Origin of the sequence: Streptomyces sp. H39-S7 (assembly GCF_027158205.1) — a bacterium.
Classification (GTDB): domain Bacteria; phylum Actinomycetota; class Actinomycetes; order Streptomycetales; family Streptomycetaceae; genus Actinacidiphila.
This window is the reverse complement of record NZ_JAPVLU010000056.1, coordinates 1-21,340: the sequence shown is the minus strand read 5'-3', so window position 1 is coordinate 21,340 and position 21,340 is coordinate 1. Positions and strand designations below refer to the sequence as shown.

The 21,340-nt window shown below is 69.3% G+C and carries 23 protein-coding genes and 2 pseudogenes; 16 read left to right on the top strand and 9 right to left on the bottom strand.

The annotated features are described in order from the left end of the window. Positions 1-165: 165 nt before the first annotated feature. The 3 genes from O3X23_RS36580 to O3X23_RS36570 all read left to right on the top strand — a co-directional run bounded on the left by O3X23_RS36580 (position 166) and on the right by O3X23_RS36570 (position 2,674). The gene (locus tag O3X23_RS36580) at positions 166-504 is read left to right on the top strand and encodes an ArsR/SmtB family transcription factor (RefSeq protein WP_198359069.1); all 339 of its coding nucleotides are present in this window, start codon (positions 166-168) and stop codon (positions 502-504) included. Between the two features lie 68 nt (positions 505-572). Next, positions 573-2,228 carry a SulP family inorganic anion transporter gene (locus O3X23_RS36575; RefSeq protein WP_198359079.1) on the top strand — a complete coding sequence of 552 codons (1,656 nt, stop codon included), beginning with the start codon at positions 573-575 and terminating at the stop codon, positions 2,226-2,228. After that, positions 2,225-2,674, top strand: a complete 450-nt coding sequence (locus O3X23_RS36570; protein ID WP_232486059.1) for a pyridoxamine 5'-phosphate oxidase family protein — start codon at positions 2,225-2,227, stop codon at positions 2,672-2,674. The genes O3X23_RS36575 and O3X23_RS36570 overlap by 4 nt, the downstream gene beginning before the upstream one ends. A gap of 19 nt (positions 2,675-2,693) precedes the next feature. Here O3X23_RS36570 and O3X23_RS36565 read toward each other — a convergent pair whose 3' ends face one another. The 3 genes from O3X23_RS36565 to O3X23_RS36555 all read right to left on the bottom strand — a co-directional run bounded on the left by O3X23_RS36565 (position 2,694) and on the right by O3X23_RS36555 (position 4,219). Then, complete coding sequence (locus O3X23_RS36565) at positions 2,694-3,314, bottom strand: hypothetical protein (protein WP_198359070.1); 621 nt, start codon at positions 3,312-3,314, stop codon at positions 2,694-2,696. Between the two features lie 55 nt (positions 3,315-3,369). Next, positions 3,370-3,780, bottom strand: coding sequence for a pyridoxamine 5'-phosphate oxidase family protein (locus O3X23_RS36560; protein ID WP_198359071.1), 411 nt, complete (start codon positions 3,778-3,780; stop codon positions 3,370-3,372). A gap of 241 nt (positions 3,781-4,021) precedes the next feature. Continuing rightward, on the bottom strand, positions 4,022-4,219 hold the full coding sequence (locus O3X23_RS36555) for a hypothetical protein (protein WP_198359072.1): 198 nt from the start codon (positions 4,217-4,219) through the stop codon (positions 4,022-4,024). A 542-nt stretch (positions 4,220-4,761) separates the two neighbouring features. Between O3X23_RS36555 and O3X23_RS36550 the strand changes: the two genes are divergently transcribed. The 3 genes from O3X23_RS36550 to O3X23_RS36540 all read left to right on the top strand — a co-directional run bounded on the left by O3X23_RS36550 (position 4,762) and on the right by O3X23_RS36540 (position 6,073). After that, positions 4,762-5,136, top strand: coding sequence for a hypothetical protein (locus O3X23_RS36550; RefSeq protein ID WP_198359073.1), 375 nt, complete (start codon positions 4,762-4,764; stop codon positions 5,134-5,136). Between the two features lie 150 nt (positions 5,137-5,286). Further along, the gene (locus tag O3X23_RS36545; RefSeq protein WP_250989019.1) at positions 5,287-5,649 is read left to right on the top strand and encodes an ArsR/SmtB family transcription factor; all 363 of its coding nucleotides are present in this window, start codon (positions 5,287-5,289) and stop codon (positions 5,647-5,649) included. A 34-nt stretch (positions 5,650-5,683) separates the two neighbouring features. Next, positions 5,684-6,073 carry a CBS domain-containing protein gene (locus tag O3X23_RS36540; protein ID WP_269277091.1) on the top strand — a complete coding sequence of 130 codons (390 nt, stop codon included), beginning with the start codon at positions 5,684-5,686 and terminating at the stop codon, positions 6,071-6,073. Between the two features lie 610 nt (positions 6,074-6,683). Here the strand turns inward: O3X23_RS36540 and O3X23_RS36535 are convergent. Beyond that, on the bottom strand, positions 6,684-6,851 hold the full coding sequence (locus O3X23_RS36535) for a DUF6126 family protein (RefSeq protein ID WP_269277088.1): 168 nt from the start codon (positions 6,849-6,851) through the stop codon (positions 6,684-6,686). A gap of 287 nt (positions 6,852-7,138) precedes the next feature. Further along, positions 7,139-7,507 (bottom strand): ArsR/SmtB family transcription factor, encoded by a 369-nt coding sequence (locus O3X23_RS36530; RefSeq protein WP_198359569.1) that lies wholly within the window; start codon positions 7,505-7,507, stop codon positions 7,139-7,141. A 440-nt stretch (positions 7,508-7,947) separates the two neighbouring features. Between O3X23_RS36530 and O3X23_RS36525 the strand changes: the two genes are divergently transcribed. From O3X23_RS36525 to O3X23_RS36485, 9 genes and pseudogenes are all read left to right on the top strand, one after another. Further along, complete coding sequence (locus O3X23_RS36525; protein WP_198359567.1) at positions 7,948-8,457, top strand: flavodoxin domain-containing protein; 510 nt, start codon at positions 7,948-7,950, stop codon at positions 8,455-8,457. Next, positions 8,454-9,035, top strand: a complete 582-nt coding sequence (locus O3X23_RS36520) for an Rv1733c family protein (RefSeq protein WP_198359566.1) — start codon at positions 8,454-8,456, stop codon at positions 9,033-9,035. The genes O3X23_RS36525 and O3X23_RS36520 overlap by 4 nt, the downstream gene beginning before the upstream one ends. A gap of 198 nt (positions 9,036-9,233) precedes the next feature. Then, positions 9,234-9,857, top strand: coding sequence for a hypothetical protein (locus O3X23_RS36515; protein WP_198359565.1), 624 nt, complete (start codon positions 9,234-9,236; stop codon positions 9,855-9,857). Between the two features lie 99 nt (positions 9,858-9,956). Beyond that, entirely contained in the window at positions 9,957-10,973 is a 1,017-nt protein-coding gene (gap, locus tag O3X23_RS36510; RefSeq protein ID WP_198359564.1) for a type I glyceraldehyde-3-phosphate dehydrogenase, read from the top strand. An 80-nt stretch (positions 10,974-11,053) separates the two neighbouring features. Beyond that, a pseudogene (locus tag O3X23_RS36505) lies at positions 11,054-11,595 on the top strand (HAD family hydrolase); the annotation flags it as partial. Continuing rightward, positions 11,564-13,917 (top strand): annotated as a pseudogene (locus O3X23_RS36500) (glycoside hydrolase family 65 protein); the annotation flags it as partial. The pseudogenes O3X23_RS36505 and O3X23_RS36500, both read left to right, overlap by 32 nt. A 266-nt stretch (positions 13,918-14,183) precedes the next feature. Further along, complete coding sequence (locus O3X23_RS36495; protein ID WP_269277084.1) at positions 14,184-14,687, top strand: Crp/Fnr family transcriptional regulator; 504 nt, start codon at positions 14,184-14,186, stop codon at positions 14,685-14,687. A gap of 47 nt (positions 14,688-14,734) precedes the next feature. Continuing rightward, positions 14,735-15,418, top strand: coding sequence for a helix-turn-helix domain-containing protein (locus O3X23_RS36490; protein WP_269277083.1), 684 nt, complete (start codon positions 14,735-14,737; stop codon positions 15,416-15,418). Positions 15,419-15,759: 341 nt separating this feature from the next. Continuing rightward, positions 15,760-16,128, top strand: a complete 369-nt coding sequence (locus O3X23_RS36485; RefSeq protein WP_232486309.1) for a universal stress protein — start codon at positions 15,760-15,762, stop codon at positions 16,126-16,128. Positions 16,129-16,536: 408 nt separating this feature from the next. Here the strand turns inward: O3X23_RS36485 and O3X23_RS36480 are convergent, their stop codons facing one another. The 4 genes from O3X23_RS36480 to pflB form a co-directional block, all read right to left on the bottom strand. Next, a complete protein-coding gene (locus O3X23_RS36480) occupies positions 16,537-16,965 on the bottom strand; it encodes a DUF5994 family protein (RefSeq protein WP_331283994.1) in 429 nt (142 codons plus the stop codon). Positions 16,966-17,076: 111 nt separating this feature from the next. Continuing rightward, positions 17,077-17,565, bottom strand: coding sequence for a universal stress protein (locus O3X23_RS36475; RefSeq protein ID WP_269277080.1), 489 nt, complete (start codon positions 17,563-17,565; stop codon positions 17,077-17,079). 159 nt (positions 17,566-17,724) lie between these two features. After that, positions 17,725-18,453 (bottom strand): pyruvate formate-lyase-activating protein, encoded by a 729-nt coding sequence (gene pflA, locus O3X23_RS36470; protein WP_269277078.1) that lies wholly within the window; start codon positions 18,451-18,453, stop codon positions 17,725-17,727. Continuing rightward, the gene (gene pflB, locus O3X23_RS36465) at positions 18,450-20,711 is read right to left on the bottom strand and encodes a formate C-acetyltransferase (RefSeq protein WP_269277076.1); all 2,262 of its coding nucleotides are present in this window, start codon (positions 20,709-20,711) and stop codon (positions 18,450-18,452) included. Before pflB ends, pflA begins: the two co-directional genes overlap by 4 nt. Positions 20,712-20,940: 229 nt before the next feature. Between pflB and O3X23_RS36460 the strand changes: the two genes are divergently transcribed. Further along, positions 20,941-21,340, top strand: a 400-nt coding sequence (locus tag O3X23_RS36460) for a GNAT family N-acetyltransferase (RefSeq protein ID WP_269277074.1), incomplete at its 3' end; no start/stop codon positions are given.

Here is a 21,340-nt window from a genome sequence, read left to right as displayed (position 1 = left end):
GTGTGCGCTGCGGCTGGTCGCCCTCCAGCTCCGACATCCTCATGCGCTTTGATAGAATTGCAAAAAATGGCAATTCATTACATGCTGTTGGTGCTGTGTCTGCAGTCGTCGATGGCACAGGACGAAGCCCAGTCCGGTGGGAGCCGGCGATGAGGAGGGCGCGCTGTGGCGGTTCCGCTGTATCAGGCCAAGGCAGACTTCTTCCGGATGCTCGCGCATCCGGTGCGGATCCGGGTGCTGGAGCTGCTGCAGGACGGGCCCGTACCGGTCCGGAAGCTGCTGACGGCGATCGAGGTGGAGCCGTCGAGTCTGTCGCAGCAGCTCGCCGTGCTGCGGCGGTCCGGGCTCGTCACGTCCGCCCGGGACGGTTCGACCGTGGTGTACGCGCTGGCCGGCGCAGATGTGGCCATGTTGATGTCCGTGGCGCGCACCATCCTCGCGCAGATCCTGACCGGTCAGAACGAGCTTCTTGGCGAGCTACGGAAGAGTGAGATCTCCCGGTGAGTACGGTGCTGCACGATTTCTGGGGTTCGATCCGCTCGCTGCTTCCGGTCCGGGCGGATTTCTCCGGGATGCGGCGGCAGCCGCGCCGGGATCTGCTGGCCGGGTTGACGGTGGCGATCGTGGCGTTGCCGCTGGCTTTGGGGTTCGGGGTTTCGTCCGGGCTCGGCGCGGAGGCGGGGCTGGCCACCGCGGTGGTGGCCGGCGCAATGGCGGCCGTCTTCGGCGGGTCGAATCTGCAGGTGTCCGGGCCGACCGGAGCCATGACCGTGGTGCTGGTCCCGATCGTGGCCCGGTACGGTCCGGGCGGGGTGCTCACCGTCGGGCTGATGGCCGGCCTCATCCTGATCGCACTGGCCGTGGCGAAAGCCGGCCGGTACATGAAGTACGTTCCGGCGCCGGTCGTGGAGGGTTTCACGCTGGGGATCGCCTGCGTGATCGGACTGCAGCAGGTGCCGGCCGCGCTGGGTGTCGCCACGCCGAAGGGCGAGAAGGTTCTCGTCGTGGCGTGGCGCGCGACGGAGGAATTCGCGGCGCATCCCAACTGGACGGCCATCGGCCTGTCGGCCGGTGTCGCGACGCTGATGCTGGCCGGTGCCCGTTGGCGTCCGACGGTGCCGTTCTCCATCGTCGGGGTCATCGCAGCGACCCTCGCGGCACAAGCGGCCCACTTCGACGTGGCCCGGATCGGGCATCTACCGGCCGGCCTTCCTGCGCCCTCCCTCGGGTTCCTGGAGCTGTCCACGGTGTCCTCGCTGCTGGCTCCCGCGATCGCGGTGGCCGCGCTCGCCGCGCTGGAGTCGCTGTTGTCGGCGACCGTGGCCGACGGCATGACGGTGGGGCAGAATCACGATCCGGACCGTGAACTGTTCGGGCAGGGCCTGGCCAACCTGGCCGCACCGCTGTTCGGCGGAGTCCCCGCGACGGCGGCCATCGCGCGCACCGCGGTCAACGTGCGCTCCGGGGCGGGTTCCCGGCTTGCCGCACTCACCCACGCCGTGGTCCTGGCGGCGATCGTGTTCGCGGCGGCGCCGCTGGTGGCACGGATCCCGTTGGCCGCGCTGGCGGGGGTGCTGTTGGCCACCGCGATCCGGATGGTCGAGGTCGGTTCGCTGCGGGCGATGGTCCGCGCCACCCGGGGTGACGCGCTGGTCCTGATCCTCACCGCGCTGGCGACACTGGCGCTCGACCTCGTGTACGCGGTAGTCCTGGGGCTGGTGGTCGCGGCGGTGGTCGCCCTGCGCGCGGTCGCCCTGCATGCCCGGTTGGACCAGGTCCCGTTGGAGCACGACCCGGCGGGCGATCACAGCGTCGAGGAGCATGAACTGCTGGCCGAGCACATCGTCGCGTATCGGATCGAGGGACCGCTGTTCTTCGCCGCCGCGCACCGCTTCCTGCTGGAGTTGACCGATGTCGCCGATGTGCGGGTGGTGATCCTGCGGCTGTCACGCATCACCGCCCTGGATGCCACAGGGGCCTTGGTCCTCAAGGACGCGGTGCACAAACTGAGTCGTCGAGGGATCACCGTGATGGCATCGGGCATCCAGTCCGGCCAGCGGCAGGCTCTGGACGCGCTCGGCGTCCTGGGCCCGTTGTACGCCGACGGCAGAGTCTTCAGCACCACGCCGGAGGCGATCCGCGCGGCCCGAACCCACCTGCAGCGCACGGGAGTTCTGGCAATTCCCGCGCAAGCTGCCAAAATCCCTACCGAGGAGCCGGCCGGATGACCTCAACGTCCCCCAGAATGACGGAAATGATGGCGCCCGAAGCCCTGTGGCTGCTCAGAGGCACCACCGGTGGCCGCCTGGTGTTCGTCCAACGCGGGCTGACCCAGGTGCGGCCCGCAGTCCATGTCCTGGAGCACGGGCGTCTCATCGTCCGCGTCCCGGCGCCCGAAGGTGCCCTCGCGGGACCGACCGTTGTGACGTACAACGCCGAGGAGATCGATGCGGCACGGCGCAGCGGGTGGTCGATCAGCGTCACCGGACCGGTCGGACTGATCGTTGACGTCGACGAGGCCGCACACTACCGCCGTACGCTCCCCGGCTGGGTCTTCGGCCCGCATGACACGCTCGCCCACATCAGCCCACAAACCGTTCGCGGCTATCGGCTTGCCGCTGCTACGGCCGCCGCTGCGGAGATTGCCGGTTCCGGAAGGTCGAACGGTTCGTGACCCGGATCGCTGACTTGCATCACCGGCACGTGATGACCCTTCCCATGGCGCCCGGTGCGAGAGCTGCGGCGATCGTGGCGAGGGCCCCGGGGGTGGCTGTCGCCACCGGCAGGGGGTGAATGTCCAGGCCGGTGGCACGGCGCAAATGGACCGCGGCGGACTCCAGAGCGGGCAGCACACAGGTGACCGGCAGCGGACCCAGGCCGGCGACTGCGGAGGCGTTGGACAACAGCGCGATGCGCCGACCCCGGCCGGTGTACCGGTCCACGTCACCGCGTTGAAGGAGCAGGTGCTCGATGACCCGCCGGTCCGCCGTACTGTCCAGCAGGGCACGATCGCGCTCAGAAGCGGCCGGCACGCACAGTCGCTGCGTGGTCTTGCCGGTGGCGGCCGCGTCGAACACGGGGTCCGCCAGGTGGATCAGGTCGTCGCCGAGCCGGTCACGCAGCAGGTGCAGGGTCTGCGGACCATCGGTGTCGACCAACACGCGCTGCGCACCGGTGTCCGGATGGATGTCCTCAGCGACCAGTGCCGCCCCTGCGGTCACGGCGAGGATCGCCGCCACCGTGGAGAACGCCGGACAGCGGAACGTCACCTCAAGGCTGTACTCGGGTCGCGTTCGGGCAGGGGGCTGGGTCATCGGGCATTCCGGCTGCTGGACTCTGCTGACCGGTGCAGCGCCCGGAGTGCGCCCGTCACCAGGCGTCGCGGGTGAGTCGGTAGCCAGTGATGCTCCGGGGGTGGATAAGCAGGAAGTGCTCGGCGTGCACCGTTGCCGTTGCACCCAGTCGCGCCCGGTAGTGCCTCAGGCGGGTGCCGGTGATCTGGTCGGCGAGACCGGTGACGATGACGGTCCATCCGGTGTGGTCCCGCATGTTGATCTGGTCGACCTGATACGTGAGCTGCCGGGGGAAGGCGAACCGGGATGCGGGGGCGGGCCGTTGCGCGCGCAGGATGAGCTGTCCGTCGTCGAGCAGGTGATGCTGGACAGGGATGGCCGCCAGGGCAGGATCGCAGCGTGTCAGCCGGCCGGCCCTGTCGGACGCCAGCAGGGACCGGGCCATGTCCGCAGAGACGGGAAGCAGGTTGGGCAGGGCTTGCGTCATCGGTGGGCTCCAATGTGGGAAGCGCTCTGTGGGCATGGGGCGGCCGAGGCCGCAAAGGCGCGCGGGCGAGTTCCTACGGCCGGGCCGCCTGCGGTGGAACAGGTCGGGCCGAGTACCCGCGCCTGCTGTCGCGTACGAGCCCACGCCATGGCTCGGCGCCAGATCCCCCTCGCCCTGGGCCCCGGCACGGGGATCCGCGGTGTGCGGCAGGAGGAGCCCGAACTGCGGCACGACGTCAAGATCACCTCTGCTTCGCTGCGGCAGGCTGTACCGGGACCGGCAGTTCGACATCGTGCGCCCGTCCCAACCGCTGCAGTTCCTCCATGTCGACCGAGTACACGGCGACCATCCAGGCGTCTCCCGCCTCGGCGGCATCAGCCAGCCCCTGACACAGCGTGGCCGCCTGCCGCTGCAGAGCGGCCCTGAATCCCTCGCCCATCAGCAACTCCCCTTGTTTTCCTCCTGTCCCCGCCAGCGGGGAAGGGCGGACCGGCAACAGCCGTCGGCGCACCTGTGCAGTCGGCGAGGTGGCCGCTCCGGATGTCAGGGCCTCGGAGCGGCCACTAGCTGCAAACCTTAGCACTTGCTAAGATTGGCAACTATGAACAATGGAATCAAGAGGCGGATGCGGATCACACCCCTCCGTGGCGACGAAGCTCCGGTCCTGTTCTGCCCCGCCTGCACCCTGCGCTGCAGGCCCGCCGCCCTCGACGGGAGCAGCCGCTGTCCGCGGTGTGGGAACGACCGCATGCTGCACCCGTTCTCCGCCACCGCACCCCGTGCTGGCCGGAGCGCTCAAGCGATGCCGCCCCATAAGAGCGGCGATGGCGACGGCGGTGAACATCGCCCCTGGCCAGGATGGCTCCCGTCCGCATGGGCGCGGCGCTTTCGCGACGGGCACCTGGCAGCAGGGCGACCAGTGGCCACCGCCGACCCTGCGGGTGCGATCCCCAGCGGTGAGGGACGGGGGCGGAAGTAGCCATGGAGTGGAATTTCGAAGACTGCAACGGCACCGGCGTGCTGCATCTGCACGGCCATCTGGGCCGGCGGGTAACCTCCCGGTTCACCGGAGCGGTCGGCTGGGCCCGGGCGCGAACCACGGGAACGCTGGTGCTGGACATGTCCGGGCTGATGGGCTGGAGCCCGGACGGAGAGGCCGCGATCCTCGCCGCCTCGCCCGCCGGCTTGGCGCTGTGCGGGCTCCGAGGTCGCTCCACCCCGCTGCTGACCGAGAATTCCCTGGTCGGCGTCCGAGTCTTTCCCGACCTGGATGCCGCTTTGACGGCTCTTGCCCAGGCTCCGGGGTCCGCGGACACCGGCCGACGGCGGCCGGCGGGGCCCTCGCGCGCCGCCTGAACGAGGAGAACCGCACGGAATTGCTAAAGTCGGCAAGAGATCAGTTCCTTGCTTCTCCCGGGTCGGGACAAGGTGCTCGCACGCCGTTGCTGCCCGGAACCCACCGACCATGTGCCGGGACCCGGCCCCGGAACCCTGGAGGCGGCCCACGTGAGCGCCCCGCTGTACCAACTCAAGGCCGACTTCTTCAAAACCCTCGGCCACCCGGTCCGCATCCGCGTGCTGGAACTGCTCAGCCAGCGGGAACACGCGGTGGCGGAAATGCTGCCCGAGGTGGGAATCGAAGCCGCCCACCTCTCTCAGCAACTCGCCGTACTGCGCCGCGCGAACCTCGTGGCGACCCGTAAAGAGGGCTCCACTGTCTATTACCGGCTCACCAGCCCCCAGGTGGCCGAGCTCCTGACGGTCGCCCGCACCATCCTCAGCGGCGTCCTGGCCGGCCAGGCCGAGCTCCTGCAAGACCTCCGTGCCACCAATCCCACCCTGACGACCTCGCCACCCGGACCCTCCTGACCGGCCCGCGGGCCCGAACCTTTCGGAGCCGACCATGACCGATGCCGCCCGCCCGACCGTCGCCGACGCCATGGCTCTCCCCGAGCTGCACGTGAGCGACCACACGACCATCGACCGAGCCCTCGCCGTGCTCCGCGGCGCCCGCACCGACCACGTCCTCATCCGCGACGACGAGGGTCACTGCGCCGGCATCGTCACCCGAGATCAGCTCACCGCCCACAGCGCCCAGCCCTGGTATACCGAGGCCACCCGCGTGCGCGACATCCCCCACGACTGCAGTCCCTTCGCCCGCCCCGACATGCCCCTCAGCGAGGCTGAGGCCACCATGCGCGAGAGGTCACTTGCCGTGTGGCCCGTCGTGGACGACGACGGCGTTGCGCTCGGCGTCCTCACCCTCGGTCCGAACCCAAGGACTGCGGCGTGACGGCCACCGGCGCAGCAGCTGGAAGCGGCCCCGCCGAAGAAACGCTCGCCTGCCATGCCATGGCAAACCTGCGGCCCGGGCGGGGAATTGAGCCCTACGGCCCGCAACATGCCGCCTAGCGGTGCCTGCCCCTGCATTGCGGTCCCACCGCAGGCACAGCGTGCGCTCTCCTGCTCTCCACAGGCCTTATAGTTGCCAACATTGGCAATTAATGAGTCTCGTAGATTCAGGTGACCAACGGATCACCCCAGAGGGCCGACTTCCCGCACCTGGTTCAACCTGACACCCACGAACGGCGGCCGCCCCGCAGGAGAACCCCCGCTCCAGCAATGCGGGGTGGCCGCTGCACCACTTGCAAGGCGGCCCGATCGATTGACGGGCAAGGATCTGGGTGAGTCCGCGGCGCGGGATCCGCGACACCAGGCGAGTCACGGAGGCCGCATCGCCACGACCCGGGCCGTATCCACCTCCCGGCACCCGGCACCCGGCACCCGGCACCCGGCACCCGGCACCCGGACGTAACCCTGGTCACCGGACCATGACACGGAGCATGGCCGAACCGCTGCACCGAACCGTCACGGCAACGCCCCAGTCCTGACTGACTGACTCATCAGTGCGAGTGGGCCCCCAGGTAGAAGAGCAGCCAGAGGAATCCGGCAAAAAGATGCCCCGCGACGACGTAGACCATCACTCGCAGAACGACTGCTTTCTCCTTGTATTTTTCGCTTCCGTTTCCCGCATTGCTGGCGTGGGGCCCAGCTGTCGTCTCGCCTGTCATATCCGGTCTCCATTCGTCTGCGGGAACGAGCGTCCGAGGTCAACCCTGTGGGGCGCGTTGGCATTCGCTTCTGCGGGCCTGGGTGGATCCGCAGGGCATACCGCCTCTGCAGCACGCACAGCAAACACACCGACTTCCCGGCCCCGCACAGGATTGGCGGCACCTGACCGAAATGGACAGCGAGCGCGATCTCTACGGCTGCCGACCGCGCTGCGCAATTGCGGATGGCTTCGCAGACCAGCCGACCGACGACCTGCTCTGGCCTGCCGGCGCTCCCCTACGACGCTTCAACGGATGACCTGATCCCCGTTGACTGCCGCATCCGCTTCCTGGTCCGCGTGAAGTTCTGCCAGCAGACCCTCCTGGCCCGCCAACAACTGCCCCAGGGTCCGCCGTGCGGCTTGCAGCAGATCCGCCACATCCGCGCCCGCCAACTCATAGTTCACGGTTGCCCCCGAACGGCTGGCGACCACGATCCCCGAACGTCGCAGAACAGCCAACTGCTGCGAAAGGTTCGACGGCTCAACCTCAATTGCGGCCAGGAGATCCCGAACCGGCATGGGCCCAGCCTGGAGGAGCTCCAGCACACGGATGCGTACCGGATGCCCCAGCATTCGAAAGAACTCCGCTTTCGCCTGATACAGCGGAATCTGCACGTTCAGCAACGTCTCGTCTCCCACCTTCTGCAGCGTTCGCTTGCGTCGAGCTCCGCCACGAACGCTGCGCGGCGTTCCCGTCCCCCGGCTGCCGCCCTCACGCCACGCGAGTCGACCTTTTCACACCTCACGTCGACGAATGGCCTCGTCACACCTCGCCACTCGAAACCCATCCATTACGCAGTCGGTTAAATGCCAAATTGAAGAACTCTTCAAGCATAAGTCATGTTGGGCGGGCCTGCTGGTCACCCGGCCCGCCCGCCAGGGTTCATGGGGCCGGTCGGGCCCTTGGCGGGGCCCTGCGGCCCCTCCCCCGGCAGGGGCACGGCCTTCACGCTGGAACGGAGCCGGTCCGCCGGCCACCCGGCGACCTCGGTGTCGGAACGCGCTGCCACGCCGCACCACATTCGCCGGCTGTGAAAGCTGTCAGGAGACCTGTGATGACCGAACGCGTACTCATCGCGTATGCATCGAAGAACGGCTCCACCGCGGGCATCGCCACGATGATCGCCGAGGCGCTGCGCGAGCAGGGTCTGGCGGCGGAGGCCCGGGCTGTCGGTGAAGTGGAGAGCGTCGGCCCCTACGACGCTGTTGTCCTCGGCGGCGCCCTGTACGCGGGCCGGTGGCGCCGTGAGGCGGTCCGCTTCGCCTGGCACCACGAGGCGGATCTGGCCGAGCGGCCCATCTGGCTGTTCAGCAGCGGGCCTCTCGACGCCACAGCCCGTGAAGGCCTGATCCCTCCGGTGCCAGGTGTCCAGCGCCTCGTCGACCGTCTCAAGGCCCGCGGACACGTCACGTTCGGCGGCTGCCTGCAGGACGGCGCCAAGGGCCGGATCGCCCGCATGATCGTCAAGTCCGGCCGGGGCGGTGACTTCCGCGACCCGGAGCAGATCCGGCTGTGGGCACGCGGTGTCGCACGCGAACTGGTCAAGGAGGTCGCGACACCGTGAAGAAGCAACTGTGGTGGCGGCAGCGGCGGAGCAATCCGCTGTGCCGCCGCTCGGACGTGATCGAAAGTTGGGTGAACCTGGTAACGGCGCTTGCGCTGTTGCTCCTTCTGCCCGCGGCCGCCTTCACCGCCGGCCGCGCCGCCCACACCGCCGGTGTCCAGGCGTCGAGGGAGCAGCGGGCGTCGCGGCACCCCGTGGCAGCGGTCCTGCTGGAGAACGCGCCGGAGGCGGTTCCGCGAGTGGGTGCCGGCAGTGTTCGCTATGACGTCAAGGTGCGCTGGACAGGTGTCGCCGGAACCGTGGGGACCGGCACGGTGAAGGCGGATTCCGGGAGTCTGCGCGGCTCGAGAGCCACGGTGTGGCTGGACCGGACCGGGCGGCAGGTTCCGGCGCCCGTAGCGGGCGAGGAGCTCATATCGCTGACGTGGGTCGGTGGTGCGCTGGGCGCCGTCTGCTCGGCACTCGCGATCGTCATGGTGCGCGGGCTGGTCCGCCGGGGTGCCGATCGGCGGCGCATGGGGGAATGGGAACGGGCGTGGGCGTTGACCGCTCCTGAGTGGGGCCGGCGTCCGGTGTGACGACGAACCGCGCCTCAACGCCAGCACCGAGCAGGTCGGACTTGACGTACCCGTTCGGCTGAACGGGCCCTCGGAGTAGGGACGTTCGGCCCGGTCGCCGGGACTGCGGGCCCCTGAGCTCCCGCTCCCGACGACGGCACATTGGGACCGGACGCGGTTGCCGCGTCCCTCCTCCAGATCCCGGAAGGGATAGCCACCATGGCAGTCCACGAGCACCCGCAACAGCGCACCGGGTTCCACCTGCCGGCACGACACAGGGTCGGAACCTCGGCAGAGTCCGGCACGGCGCAGGCTCTGGCCGCGATGTCGACCAGCACACGGGTCCTCGCCGGTGTCCGCATCCTGACCGGGTTCATCTTCCTGTGGGCCTTCCTCGACAAGGCGTACGGCTGGGGTTACGCGACCGCGTCCGGCAAGGGCTGGGTCGACGGCGGCTCGCCGACGAAGGGCTTCCTCAGCGGCGTCTCCGCCGGCCCCATGCAGTCCACCTTCCATTCCTGGGCGGGTGCCGGCTGGGCGAACTGGCTGTTCATGCTCGGTCTCCTGGGCGTCGGGGTGGCCCTGACGGCCGGCATCGCGCTGTGGTTCGCCGCCGTCGCGGGTACCGCCATGATGGCGCTGATGTGGATGGCGGAATGGCCGCCGGCCCGGCACGCCTCCGACGGCACGCTGAGCATGTCCAACAACCCGCTCGTCGACTACCACCTGCTGTACGCGGCCGTCATGATCGCGCTCGCCGTCACCTCCGCCGGCAGCGTCTGGGGCCTCGGCCGGATCTGGTCGCGACTGCCCGTCGTCCGCGACCACCGCTGGCTGCTCTGACCCCCACCCGGCACCCGCCCAGCCCCGTTGCGTCCTGCCACGTCGCACGACCCAGCGGTAAACGACGGACCATCACCGACCGAACGAGGAGACATCATCATGGCCATACGTGTGGGCATCAACGGGTTCGGCCGCATCGGGCGCAACTACCTGCGCTGTGTCCTGGACCGGGCCGACGGCGGCACCGCCCCGGTCGAGGTGGTGGCCATCAACGACATCGCCCCGGCCGCGACGCTGGCCCACCTGCTGGAGTTCGACTCGACCTTCGGACGCCTCGGACGGGCGATCAGCCACGACGAGGAGTCGATCACGATCGACGGCAGGCGCATCGTGGTGACCGCGGTCCGTGATCCGTCGGAACTGTCCTGGGGTACCTACGGGGTGGACATCGTCATCGAGTCCTCGGGCCGCTTCCGGACCCGCGACGAGGCATCGCTGCATCTGAAGGCAGGGGCCCGCAAGGTACTGATCTCCTCGCCGGCCAAGGACGTGGACCTCACCGTGGTCATGGGCGTCAACGAGACCGACTACGACCACGGCCGGCACCACATCGTGTCGAACGCGTCCTGCACGACCAACTGCGTCGTACCGATGGTCCACGTTCTGCACGAACGCTTCGGGATCATCAAGGGCATGATGACCACCGTTCACGGCTACACCAACGACCAGGCGCTGCTCGACGGTCCTCACAAGGACCTGCGGCGCGCCCGGGCCGCCGCCGTGAGCATCATCCCGACCAGCACCGGCGCCGCCCGCGCAGTGGGCATCGTGCTCCCCGAACTGGCCGGCGTCCTGGAGGGCATCGCAGTACGGGTTCCCGTGGAGGACGGGTCCCTGACCGACCTGACAGTGCTGCTCCGGCAGGACGTCACTTCCGAGGAGGTCAACGCGGCGTTCGCCGAGGCCGCCGAGGGGCCGTTGCAAGGCGTCCTGCGAGTGACCGACGCGCCGATCGTCTCGCGCGACATCATCGGCGACCCGGCGTCGTGCATCGTTGACGCGGGGCTCACCCAGGCGCAGGGTGATCTGGTGAAAGTCTTCGGCTGGTACGACAACGAGTGGGGTTACAGCAACCGCCTGCTGGACCTCACCACCTACGTCGCGGCCCGGCTGTGACGACGGCGGGCCGCGACGCGGCGCGACGGCCGAGCCCCTCCCCGGCGGAAGAGAACGCCGACGCGTCGGCGGCATCGCTGATGCTGTCGGTCCTCCGGTCGGTGCGGGCCGTGGTGTTCGACACCGACGGGGTCCTCACCGACTCGGCCCGGGTCCACGCCGCCGCCCGGCGGACCGCTTTCGACGCCTGCCTGCGGGCAGCGGGAGACGACCGCCCGTTCGATCCGGTGGAGGATTACCGGCGCTAGGTCGACGGCAGGAATCGGCTGGACGGCGCGGCCGCCTTCCTCGCCTCGCGCGACCTGCGGCTTCCCCCGGGCGATGCCGACGACCCACCCGGAACGGGCACTGTGCAGGCGGTCGCCGCCCGCAAGGAGCAACTGTTCACCCAGCAGCTGCGGTCCGGTGGCATCGCGGCTTGGCCGGGCACCGTACGGGTGCTGCACGCGCTGGGCGCCGCTGGTGTGCCCTGCGCCGCCGTATCCACCTCCCGCCACGCTCCCGAACTCCTGGCGGGCGCGGGCCCGTGATCGAGGACGCTCTGGCGGGCGTGGAAGCGGGCCGCCGGGGCGGCTTCGGCCTGGTCGTCGGTGTCGACCGCACGGCAGGACCGACCAGCGCCACCTCGCGAATCGCTGTGCACCCTCGGCAACGGTTACTTCGCCACCCGCGGCGCCGCCCCCGAGGAGGAGGCGGGCACCGCGCACTATCCGGGGACCTACGCGGCGGGCTACTACAACCGGCTGACCTCGACCGTATCCGGACGCACGGTCGAGAACGAGGACATCGTCAACCTGCCGAACTGGCTGCCACTGCGCTTCCGAGTCCGCGACACGGATCCCGACGGCCACACCGCACCCGGTCCCTGGTTCTCCCCGGACGACGGCTCACTTCCGGAGTATTCGGAGATCCTGGATCTACGCTGTGGCACGCTGACGCGACGCATGCGGCTGCGTGACGTGCAGGGGCGCCGGATCACCGTGGTGCAGTGCCGGCTGGTGCACATGGGCGATCCGCATCTGGCCGCCCTGCGGACCGAATTCACCGCCGAGGGCTGGGAGGGTGAGCTGGAGGTGGAATCCGCTCTCGACGGCGACATCAGAAACTCGGGCGTCGACCGCTACCGCGATCTGAACGGCCGGCACCTCGGCCGCTGGCACACCGAAGCCACCGAGCCGGACACGGTGTGGCTGGAGTGCCGCACCACCACCTCCGACATCCTCGTCGCGATGGCCGTCCGTACCCAGGTGACCGGGAGCATTGCCACCTCGGAGCGGCTCATCGTGGAGGATCGCACCGCCATCCATGCGCTGACGCTGCCGATCGGGCCGGACCGCCCTGTCATCGTCGAGAAGACCGTCGCGCTGCACACCTCGCACGACCCGGCGATCAGCGATCCGCTGCACGCGGCCATAGGCCGGACGCGGCGAGCCGGTGACTTCGCCGCGTTGCTCGCGTCCCATGAAGCCGCGTGGGAGCGTCTGTGGCAGCGGGCGGAGCTGGAGGTGCCGGGCGAGGCAGGACGCGTTCTGCGACTGCATCTGTTCCACGTCCTGCAGACCCTCTCACCGCACACCGCCGATCTCGATGTGGGCGTGCCGGCCCGCGGGCTGCACGGTGAGGCCTATCGCGGCCATGTCTTCTGGGACGAACTGTTCGTCCTGCCCTTCCTGAACCTGCACCTCCCAGAGGTCTCCCGGGCTCTGCTGTCCTACCGTTACCGGCGCCTGGGCCAGGCGTGCCGGGCGGCCGGCGCGGCCGGGCGGACCGGTGCCATGTATCCGTGGCAGAGCGGGAGCGACGGCCGCGAGGAGACGCAGACGCTGCATCTGAACCCCCACTCCGGGCGGTGGCTGCCCGACCACTCACGGCTCCAGCATCATGTCGGTTCCGCGGTCGCCTACAACGTCGTGCAGTACTGCCAGGCCAGCGGGGACACGGAGTTCCTGCACACAGCGGGCGCGGAGATGCTGCTGCAGATCGCCCGCTTCTGGGCGGACAGCGCGGTCTGGGACAAGGACCACGACCGATACCGGATCCGCGGTGTGGTCGGCCCGGACGAGTACCACGACGCGTACCCCGGTGCCGCAGAGCCGGGCCTCGATGACAACGCGTACACCAATGTGACAGCCGCATGGGTCCTGGCCCGTGCTCTGGAACTCGCCGGAAGCCTGCCCGCCCCACGCCGCCAGGCGCTCTTCGAGCGCATCGGGCTAAACGCGGGAGAACTCGAACTCTGGGAGGACGTCTCGCACCGGCTGCGGGTGCCCTTCCACCGCGGAGTCATCAGTCAGTTCGAGGACTATGGCGGCCTGGCCGAACTGGACTGGGACGGCTACCGCGCCCGGCACGGGGACATCCGGCGCCTCGACCGGATCCTGGAGGCCGAGGGCGACACCGTCAACGTTTACCAGGCGTCGAAACAGGCCGACGTATTGATGCTCGGCTACCTCTTCTCGCCGGCCGAACTCGCCACGCTCTTCCGGCGCCTCAGGTGCGGCCTCGACGACGACACCTGGCGCACAACTGTCGACTACTACCTGCGCAGGACGAGCCATGGTTCGACGCTCAGCTGTCTGGTCCACGGATGGGTACTGGCCCGGGCCCGCCGGGCCGGCGCCTGGAAGTACTGCCAGGAGGCGCTCACCGGAGACGTGGCCGACCTTCAGGGCGGCACCACCGCCGAGGGCATTCACCTGGGCGCCATGGCCGGCACGCTCGACCTCGTCCAGCGCGGCCTGACCGGCCTGGAGGTCCGCGAGGACGAGCTGTCACTCGACCCGGCGCCGCTCCCGGAACTGTCGGAATACGGCCCCTCCAACCGCTACCGAAGCCACTGGGGCATCGGACTGACCATGCACGCCGAAGCCTGAGCATCAACGTTCCGCCGTCCGACGAGCCTCCCGTCCGCATCCGGCTCGCGGGCCGCGCCCTCACCCTGGCGGTGAGACCACCTGTGAGCCCATCGGACATTGAAGGGGCGGTGCGGGTGTGCGTGGGCGACGGGATCGTCACTTTCTGTGGCGTGCTGGCAACAGTTTCGTACTCGGGGCCGCCCTGCCACCGGCTGAGGACGTTCGGCCCCTGCCCACGTCCGCGCCCCGGGGTGAGGATGAGAGGGCAGGCAGGAACGACGGTCGACCAGAGCGGCGAAGCGCGACCACGTCTGCACCCGTCGAAGACCGCGGAGCCGCGGAAACGGACAGTGCGATGTCCACCACACACTCCATTCTCGACAGGCTCACGACCGCACACCGTGACCGACTGATGGCGCTGTCCACACCGGTCGCCTTTCCCGCGGGCACCCGGATCTTCGACGCCGACCGGACCGCCGAACGCTTCTGGGTCCTGGACCGCGGCGAGGTGACCCTGGACCTGCACGTCCCCGGACGGCAAGCAGCCATGGTGCAGACCGTCGCGGCGGGCGAACTCCTCGGCTGGTCCTGGCTGTTCCCGCCGTTCCGGTGGCAACTCGGCGCCCAAGCGCACACCGCCGTGCAGGCCACGGAGTTTCCGGCAGCAGCGGTCCGTGACCTGTGTTCCGCCGATCCCGGTCTGGGGCATGAGTTCGTCCTGCTCTGCGCGGCGGTCATCGGAGGCCGACTGCACTCCACCCGCACCCGGCTGCTCGACCTGTACGGACCCTACGGCGTGACCCACGGTGCCTCCGTACCGGTGGGCGGCCCGGACGACGACATCGGCCCCCGCAACTGACATCGAGTCCGGGGAACCCACCGACATCACCAGGGAAGCGATTGGCCATGAACCAGCAGACGAGAACAGACGCCGCTTCCGTCCGGCCGCAGCCTGTCGGCGACATAGGACGGCGGCTGGCGCTGCGTCGCGAACAACTGGGCCTCACCCGCGAACAGGTGGCCGACCTGGCAGGTATGGCCACGCCCTATCTGGAGTACCTGGAGCAACAGCCGACCGCCGTCCCCAGCGCGGTCCTCCTCCTCAGCCTCGCCGACGCCCTGCAGACCACGGTGTCCGAGCTGCGCGGAGGCGGCACGGATCTGCCGCCCGGCCTCGGAAAGGAGGCCCGCCATCCGGAACTGGTGGAGATGACACCGGAGGAATGCCGAGCACGGCTGTCCACGCACGGGGTGGGACGCGTTGCCGTGACCGGGGACGACGGTCCCGCCATCGTCCCTGTCAACTACCAGATGGCGGACGGATCGCTGGTCTTCAGGACATCGCCGGGATCCGCGCCCGCACTGTCGATCGGGGCCCGGGTCGCCTTCGAGGTGGATCACATCGACGAGGCGTTGAGCCAGGGATGGAGCGTGCTCGTCGTCGGCAACGCCGAACATGTCACCGCCCCGGACAGCGTCCGGCACCTCATCGAACGGACCCACAGCGGGCCATGGGCCGGCGGTGACCGCGCCATGTGGGTGCGGATCAATCCGGACCGCATCACCGGACGCCGGATTCACGTCCGCTGACCTGAAGGCCGCGCCACCAGTCGTCACCTCACGTACGGCGAGGGTCGTTCGGCCCTACGGATGTCCCTCTTCGGCCCAAGAGCGGGGTCCGCACCGCGTCGCACAGTAGAAGCGACGCCGGTTCGGCTCTCACGAAGGAAGCGAAGATGCCTGGAACCGATCGGTCAGGGCCGAGCCGCTGACCTTGCTCGTCCCGCTCGCAGACCGCGGCCGGCCCGTCGGGTCGGCCGCCCTCATTCTCAGGAGAATCGACAATGCCGCAGCGGACCCCTGAACTTGCACGACGTGTGGTCGTCGGAGTCGACGGATCGGAGTGCTCCAAGTCTGCGCTGAAATGGGCGATGACGTACGCACGGCTGACCGACGCCACCGTTGAGGCGATCGCTACCTGGCAGAACCCCGACACCTACGTCGCCAGCTACGGCTGGACACCCGGGATCGTCGACACCGGTGAGATCGCCGCGAGCGTTCGCAAGAACCTCGACGCGGCCGTCGCCGACGTGTCAGGTCAGTTCGACCGGCCCGTCGAGGTACTCGCCCGAGTGGTGGAGGGACATCCGGCAGAGGTGCTTCTGGAGGCCGCGGTCGGTGCGCAGCTGCTGACCGTGGGCAGCCGGGGGCACGGGGCCTTCGCCGGGATCCTGCTCGGCTCGGTCAGTCAGCACTGTGTTCAGCACGCGCCATGCCCGGTCGTCGTTGTTCCTGCCTGACCCGGGGTGTGTTGTTGAACGGGGTCTTCGCCCTGTCCCGATCAGGAGACCGCCCGGCGGCAGCCCCGCCAGGCGGTCTCCTGACGTCCGGCCCGGCCGGTGGCGGTCACCAGTGCTAAGAAGTGTTTGAAATGTCGATAGGGCTTTGAATCCGACATAACCTCACGGAATGGTGCAGAGCAAGGCAAGGGACGTCGACGGCTACCTGACCGAGGGTCGACTTCTTCGAGCGGACGGGACTCGACTACGTCTCCTGCTCTCCATTCCGCCTCCCGGCTGCCCGCCTGAAGTCCGGACGCGCCGCACTGCGTGTGAACTCGCCCGAGGACAACGGTGCATAGCCCTGGAACCACTGCAGCCGGGTCCGGCCCGCAGGCCGGCCCCGGCTGTCGTCGACTGCTGTCGCCCTCAGAGGGCTTCCCACGGAGCCGCCTGGGTGGTGTGCCGAACCGACCTCGGGTCGGCCATCAGCTCTCGGACGCTCTGCCGGTTGTCCACGTCCGCCGCGGTGCACATCAGCCAGGAGGCGCGCTCGGGGTCGCACTCCGGCGGCACGATCAGCAGGCCCCAGCGCCCGACGGTGTAGGAGAGCAGCAGCAGGTCGTCGGGGTCCTGCTCGGCGTCGAACCATCCGACGCTCACGGTATGGATTCCCGCGGGCACCTTCTTCGGGATCTCCGGCCAGCTGCGGGGATTCACCGCGACCCGGGTGATCCGGCCCCAGCGCTCGTCCAGGACCGCGACCAGGGACGGCAGTTCACGGGCCAGGTCACGCGTGCGCGGCCACCAGGCACCGTCGACCATCCCCCGGTCGGCACACTGCGGTTTCAGCAGCATCCGGACCTCGGGGGTGGGTCAGGTCCGGGTGCGGAGCCTGCAACAAGCTGATGGCGGTCATGATGCGGAACCCGTCCCCGGGTCCGGGGCCCGGTGTCGTTGCGATCGGAGTTACGGGGCGTCGGGGTCGTCGCCGGGGACGACCAGGACCGGAAGGTGTGCGTGGTGCACGACCTCGGTGCTGGTCGAGCCGAGCCTGAGGCGCCCCCAGGAGCTCGCTCCCCGGGTGCCGACCACCAGCAGACAGGCGTCCGCACTGGCCTCGAGCAGCACCTGTGAGGGGCGTCCCGGTTCGACCACGACCTCCACTTCCACCGGGGTGCCGCCGAGCTCCTTCTGGAGTTCGGCGACGGTGTCCGTCACAGCCTGTTCCGCGATGTCACGCAGCTGTACGTACAGGCCGGCGTTGTCCGACGCGGTCAGCCACTCGTAGCCGGCATAGCGGTCGGGCCCGTAGTCGTAGGCACAGACAGCCCGCAGTCCGGTGCCGCGCATCTGTGCTTCGCGCAGTGCGACGAGCACGGCGTGCCGGGCGGGCGGTGAGCCGTCCGTGCCCACCACGATGGGGCGGTCGGAAGTGTTCGCGCTCGTGTCGGACATGGAGCCTCCGGAGAGTCGTCGGACCGCGGTCGATGGGATGTCGCGCGATGCCATGGAGTGATGTGCGGTCGCCCGCTCGCTTCCAGCCTCACAGGCCCAGGAGTGGATACCGAGGGGCCTTGCAGGTCCCTCCGGGGGCCGAACGTCCTTGCCGCCGATCTACACGGCCGGCACGCCGTGCTCCCGGAACTGACCTCGCACCCGTTCCAGGAGCGCGGGCCCCGGTGCGGGGGTGTCGCGCAGCACGAAGGGGATGCCGAGGTCGTCGTACTTGTGGGTGCCCATCGTGTGGAAGGGCAGCACGTCCACCCCTTCGACGTTGTCCAGTCCGGCGACGAAGGCGGCCAGGCCGTCCACCGCAGCCCGGTCGTCGGTCAGGCCCGGCACCAGCACATAGCGGATCCGGACCGGGATTCCCAGCCGGTCGAGCCGTCCGGCGAAGCTCAGGGTGGGGGCCAGGTGGCCGCCGGTGAGCCGGTGGTAGGCCTCGATGTCGAAGGACTTGATGTCGAGCAGGACCAGGTCGGTATCGGCGAGCAGCGTGTCACCGGCGCGGGCGCCGAGAGCGCCGGAGGTGTCGAGGGCAGTGTGAAGACCCATCTGGTGGCAGCGGTGGAAGACTTCGGCGGTGAAGTCGGCCTGCAGGAGCGGGTCACCTCCGCTGAGCGTGACTCCCCCGCCGGCGGTGTCGATGAAGGACCGGTATTTCGCGATCTCGTCCATCACCTCGTCGACGGTCATACTGCGCCCGTCGCGCAGTTTCCAGGTGTCGGGGTTGGCGCAGTACGAGCAGCGCAGCGGGCAGCCGTTCATGAAGAGCACGAACCGGGTGCCGGGCCCGTCCACGCCCGTGGACAGGTCCCAGGAATGGATCCGGCCGGTGCTCACATCGCACCGTGGAAGGTGCGGCTGATCACATCGAGCTGCTGCTCACGCGTCAGGCGGACGAAGTTTACGGCGTAACCGGAGACCCGGATGGTCAGCTCGGGATACTTCTCCGGATGCTCCATGGCGTCCTCCAGGGTGGCCCGGTCCAGAACGTTCACGTTCATGTGGAAGCCGCCGGAAGCCGTGTAGGCGTCGAGGATGCCGACCAGGTTGAGGGCACGTTCCGCGGGGTCGTGACCCAGCCCCTCGGGGGTGATCGTCGAGGTCAGCGAGATGCCGTCACGGGCCTGCTCGTACGGGATCTTGGCCACCGACAGGGCGGAGGCCGCCAGCCCGTGGCGGTCGCGGCCGTTCATGGGGTTGGCACCGGGCGCGAAGGGCAGCCCTGCGCGACGGCCGTCCGGGGTGTTGCCCGTGTGCTTGCCGTAGACCACGTTGGAGGTGATGGTGAGCACCGACTGGGTCTGCTCCGCACCCCGGTACGTGGGATGCCGGCGCAGCTTGGCCATGAAGGTGTGCACCAGGTCGACGGCGATGCTGTCGGCCCGGTCGTCGTGGTTCCCGTAGGCGGGGTACTCGCCCTCGACCTCGTAGTCCGTGGCCAGTCCCGAGTCGTCCCGGATCACCTTCACCCGGGCGTACTTGACGGCCGACAGGCTGTCGGCGGCCACCGACAGGCCGGCGATTCCGCAGGCCATGGTGCGCTGCACCGGGTAGTCGTGCAGCGCCATCTCGAGCCGCTCGTAGGCGTACTTGTCGTGCATGTAGTGGATGACGTTGAGGGCGTTGACGTACGTGCCGGCGAGCCAGTCGAGCATCCGGTCGTACGCGGCGGTCAGCTCATCAGGGTCGAGATACTCGCCGGTCAACGGAGTCGACACCGGTGCGACCTGCACGCCGGTCATCTCGTCCCGGCCGCCGTTGATCGCGTACAGCAGGGCCTTGGCGAGGTTCACCCGGGCGCCGAAGAACTGCATCTGCTTGCCGACCGCCATCGCCGAGACGCAGCAGGCGATCGCGGTGTCGTCACCGGTCCGCGGGCGCATCAGCTCATCGGACTCGTACTGGATGGAGCTGGTGTCGATCGACACCTGGGCGCAGAACCGCTTGAAGCCTTCCGGCAGCCGTGAGGACCACAGGACGGTGAGATTGGGCTCGGGGGCGGGGCCGAGGTTGGCGAGGGTCCGCAGGAACCGGAAGGAGGTACGGGTGACCAGCGGCCGACCGTCGTCGCCGATACCGCCGATGGACTCGGTGACCCACGTCGGGTCGCCGGAGAACAAGGCGTCGTATTCCGGGGTGCGCAGGAACCGGACGATGCGCAGCTTGATCACGAAGTCGTCGATCAGCTCCTGGGCGCGGCTCTCGTCGATCCGGCCCTCGGCCAGATCGCGGGCCAGATAGACGTCGAGGAACGTGGAGGTGCGGCCCAGGGACATCGCGGCGCCGTTCTGCTCCTTCACCGCCGCCAGATAGCCGAGATAGAGCCATTGCACGGCCTCGTGGGCGGTGGTTGCCGGGCGGGTGACGTCGCAGCCGTAGGAGGCCGCCATCTGTTCCAGTTCGCCCAACGCGCGGATCTGTTCGGCGATCTCCTCACGGTCGCGGATGACATCGGATGTGGAGGGCCGGGCGTCCAGCAGGGCCCGCTCGGCACGCTTGACCTCGATCAGCCGCGACGTGCCGTACAGGGCGACTCTCCGGTAGTCGCCGATGATCCGTCCCCGGCCGTAGGCGTCGGGCAGGCCGGTGATGAGGCCGGCCTTGCGCGCGCGGAGCATCTCCGGGGTGTAGGCGTCGAAGACGCCGGCGTTGTGGGTCTTCCGGTAGGTGCCGAACACCCTCGTGACGAACGGGTCGGGCTCGTATCCGTAGGCCCGCAGGCTGTTCTCGACCATCCGCAGGCCGCCGTTGGGCATGATCGCCCGCTTCAGCGGGGCGTCCGTCTGCAGACCGACGATCAGCTCACGCTCCCGGTCGATCCATCCGGGACGGTGCGAGGTGATGGCCGAAGGCGTCCGGGCGTCGATGTCGAGGACACCCCGGCGGCGTTCCTCGGGGAACAGCGCGGAGACCTTGTGCCATACCGCGAGGGTGCGCGACGTCGGTCCCGCCAGGAACGAGGCGTCGCCTTCGTACGGCGTGTAGTTGGTCTGGATGAAGTCGCGCACGTCGATGCGGTCGCGCCAGGACCGGCCGGAGAACCCCCGCCACGCGGCATCGGACACGCCCATGGTGGATGGCGTGGTCACAGTCATCGTCGCCTCACTCCTTCACAGTTCAGGTGTCTCCATGCTCGTTCGCCGACGCGAGGCCGCCCAGGGTCCGCAGGTCCCCGCGGAGCAGCCGTTCGGCCCTGCCCGACGCAGCTGTCGGGACCTCCGCACCGATCAGGGCCGAACGGCCCTCGCGGCTGCCCCGGCCAGCCCCTGCGCGCTGCCCACCGTCGGCCGGATCGTGGAACGGAACCCGAGGAGAGGGACCGTGATGACGGACACCGCACACCCCGTGCAGAAGACCCACGCGCTGCTGGCCGACGGCAGGACCGTCGCGATACGGCCCACCCGGCCGGAGGACCATGCCGCCGTGGTGTGGCTGTTCGACCGGCTGTCGGCCGAGAATCTGCGACTCCGGTTCCTCGGAGCGAGCCGCCGGGCCGGCCGGCAGGCCGCCGACCGCGTCTGCGCTCCCCCCACGCCCGGCCACCGCGCACTGCTGGCCCTGCTCGCGGGACAGGTCGTCGGCCTCGCCGAGTACGAAACCGGGACCGACCCCTGCTCCGCGGAGATCGCCCTGACCGTCGCCGACGACCTCCACCACCAGGGCGTGGGAACCCTGCTCCTGGAGCATCTCGTCGACCGAGCCGGACAGGACGGAATCACCACCT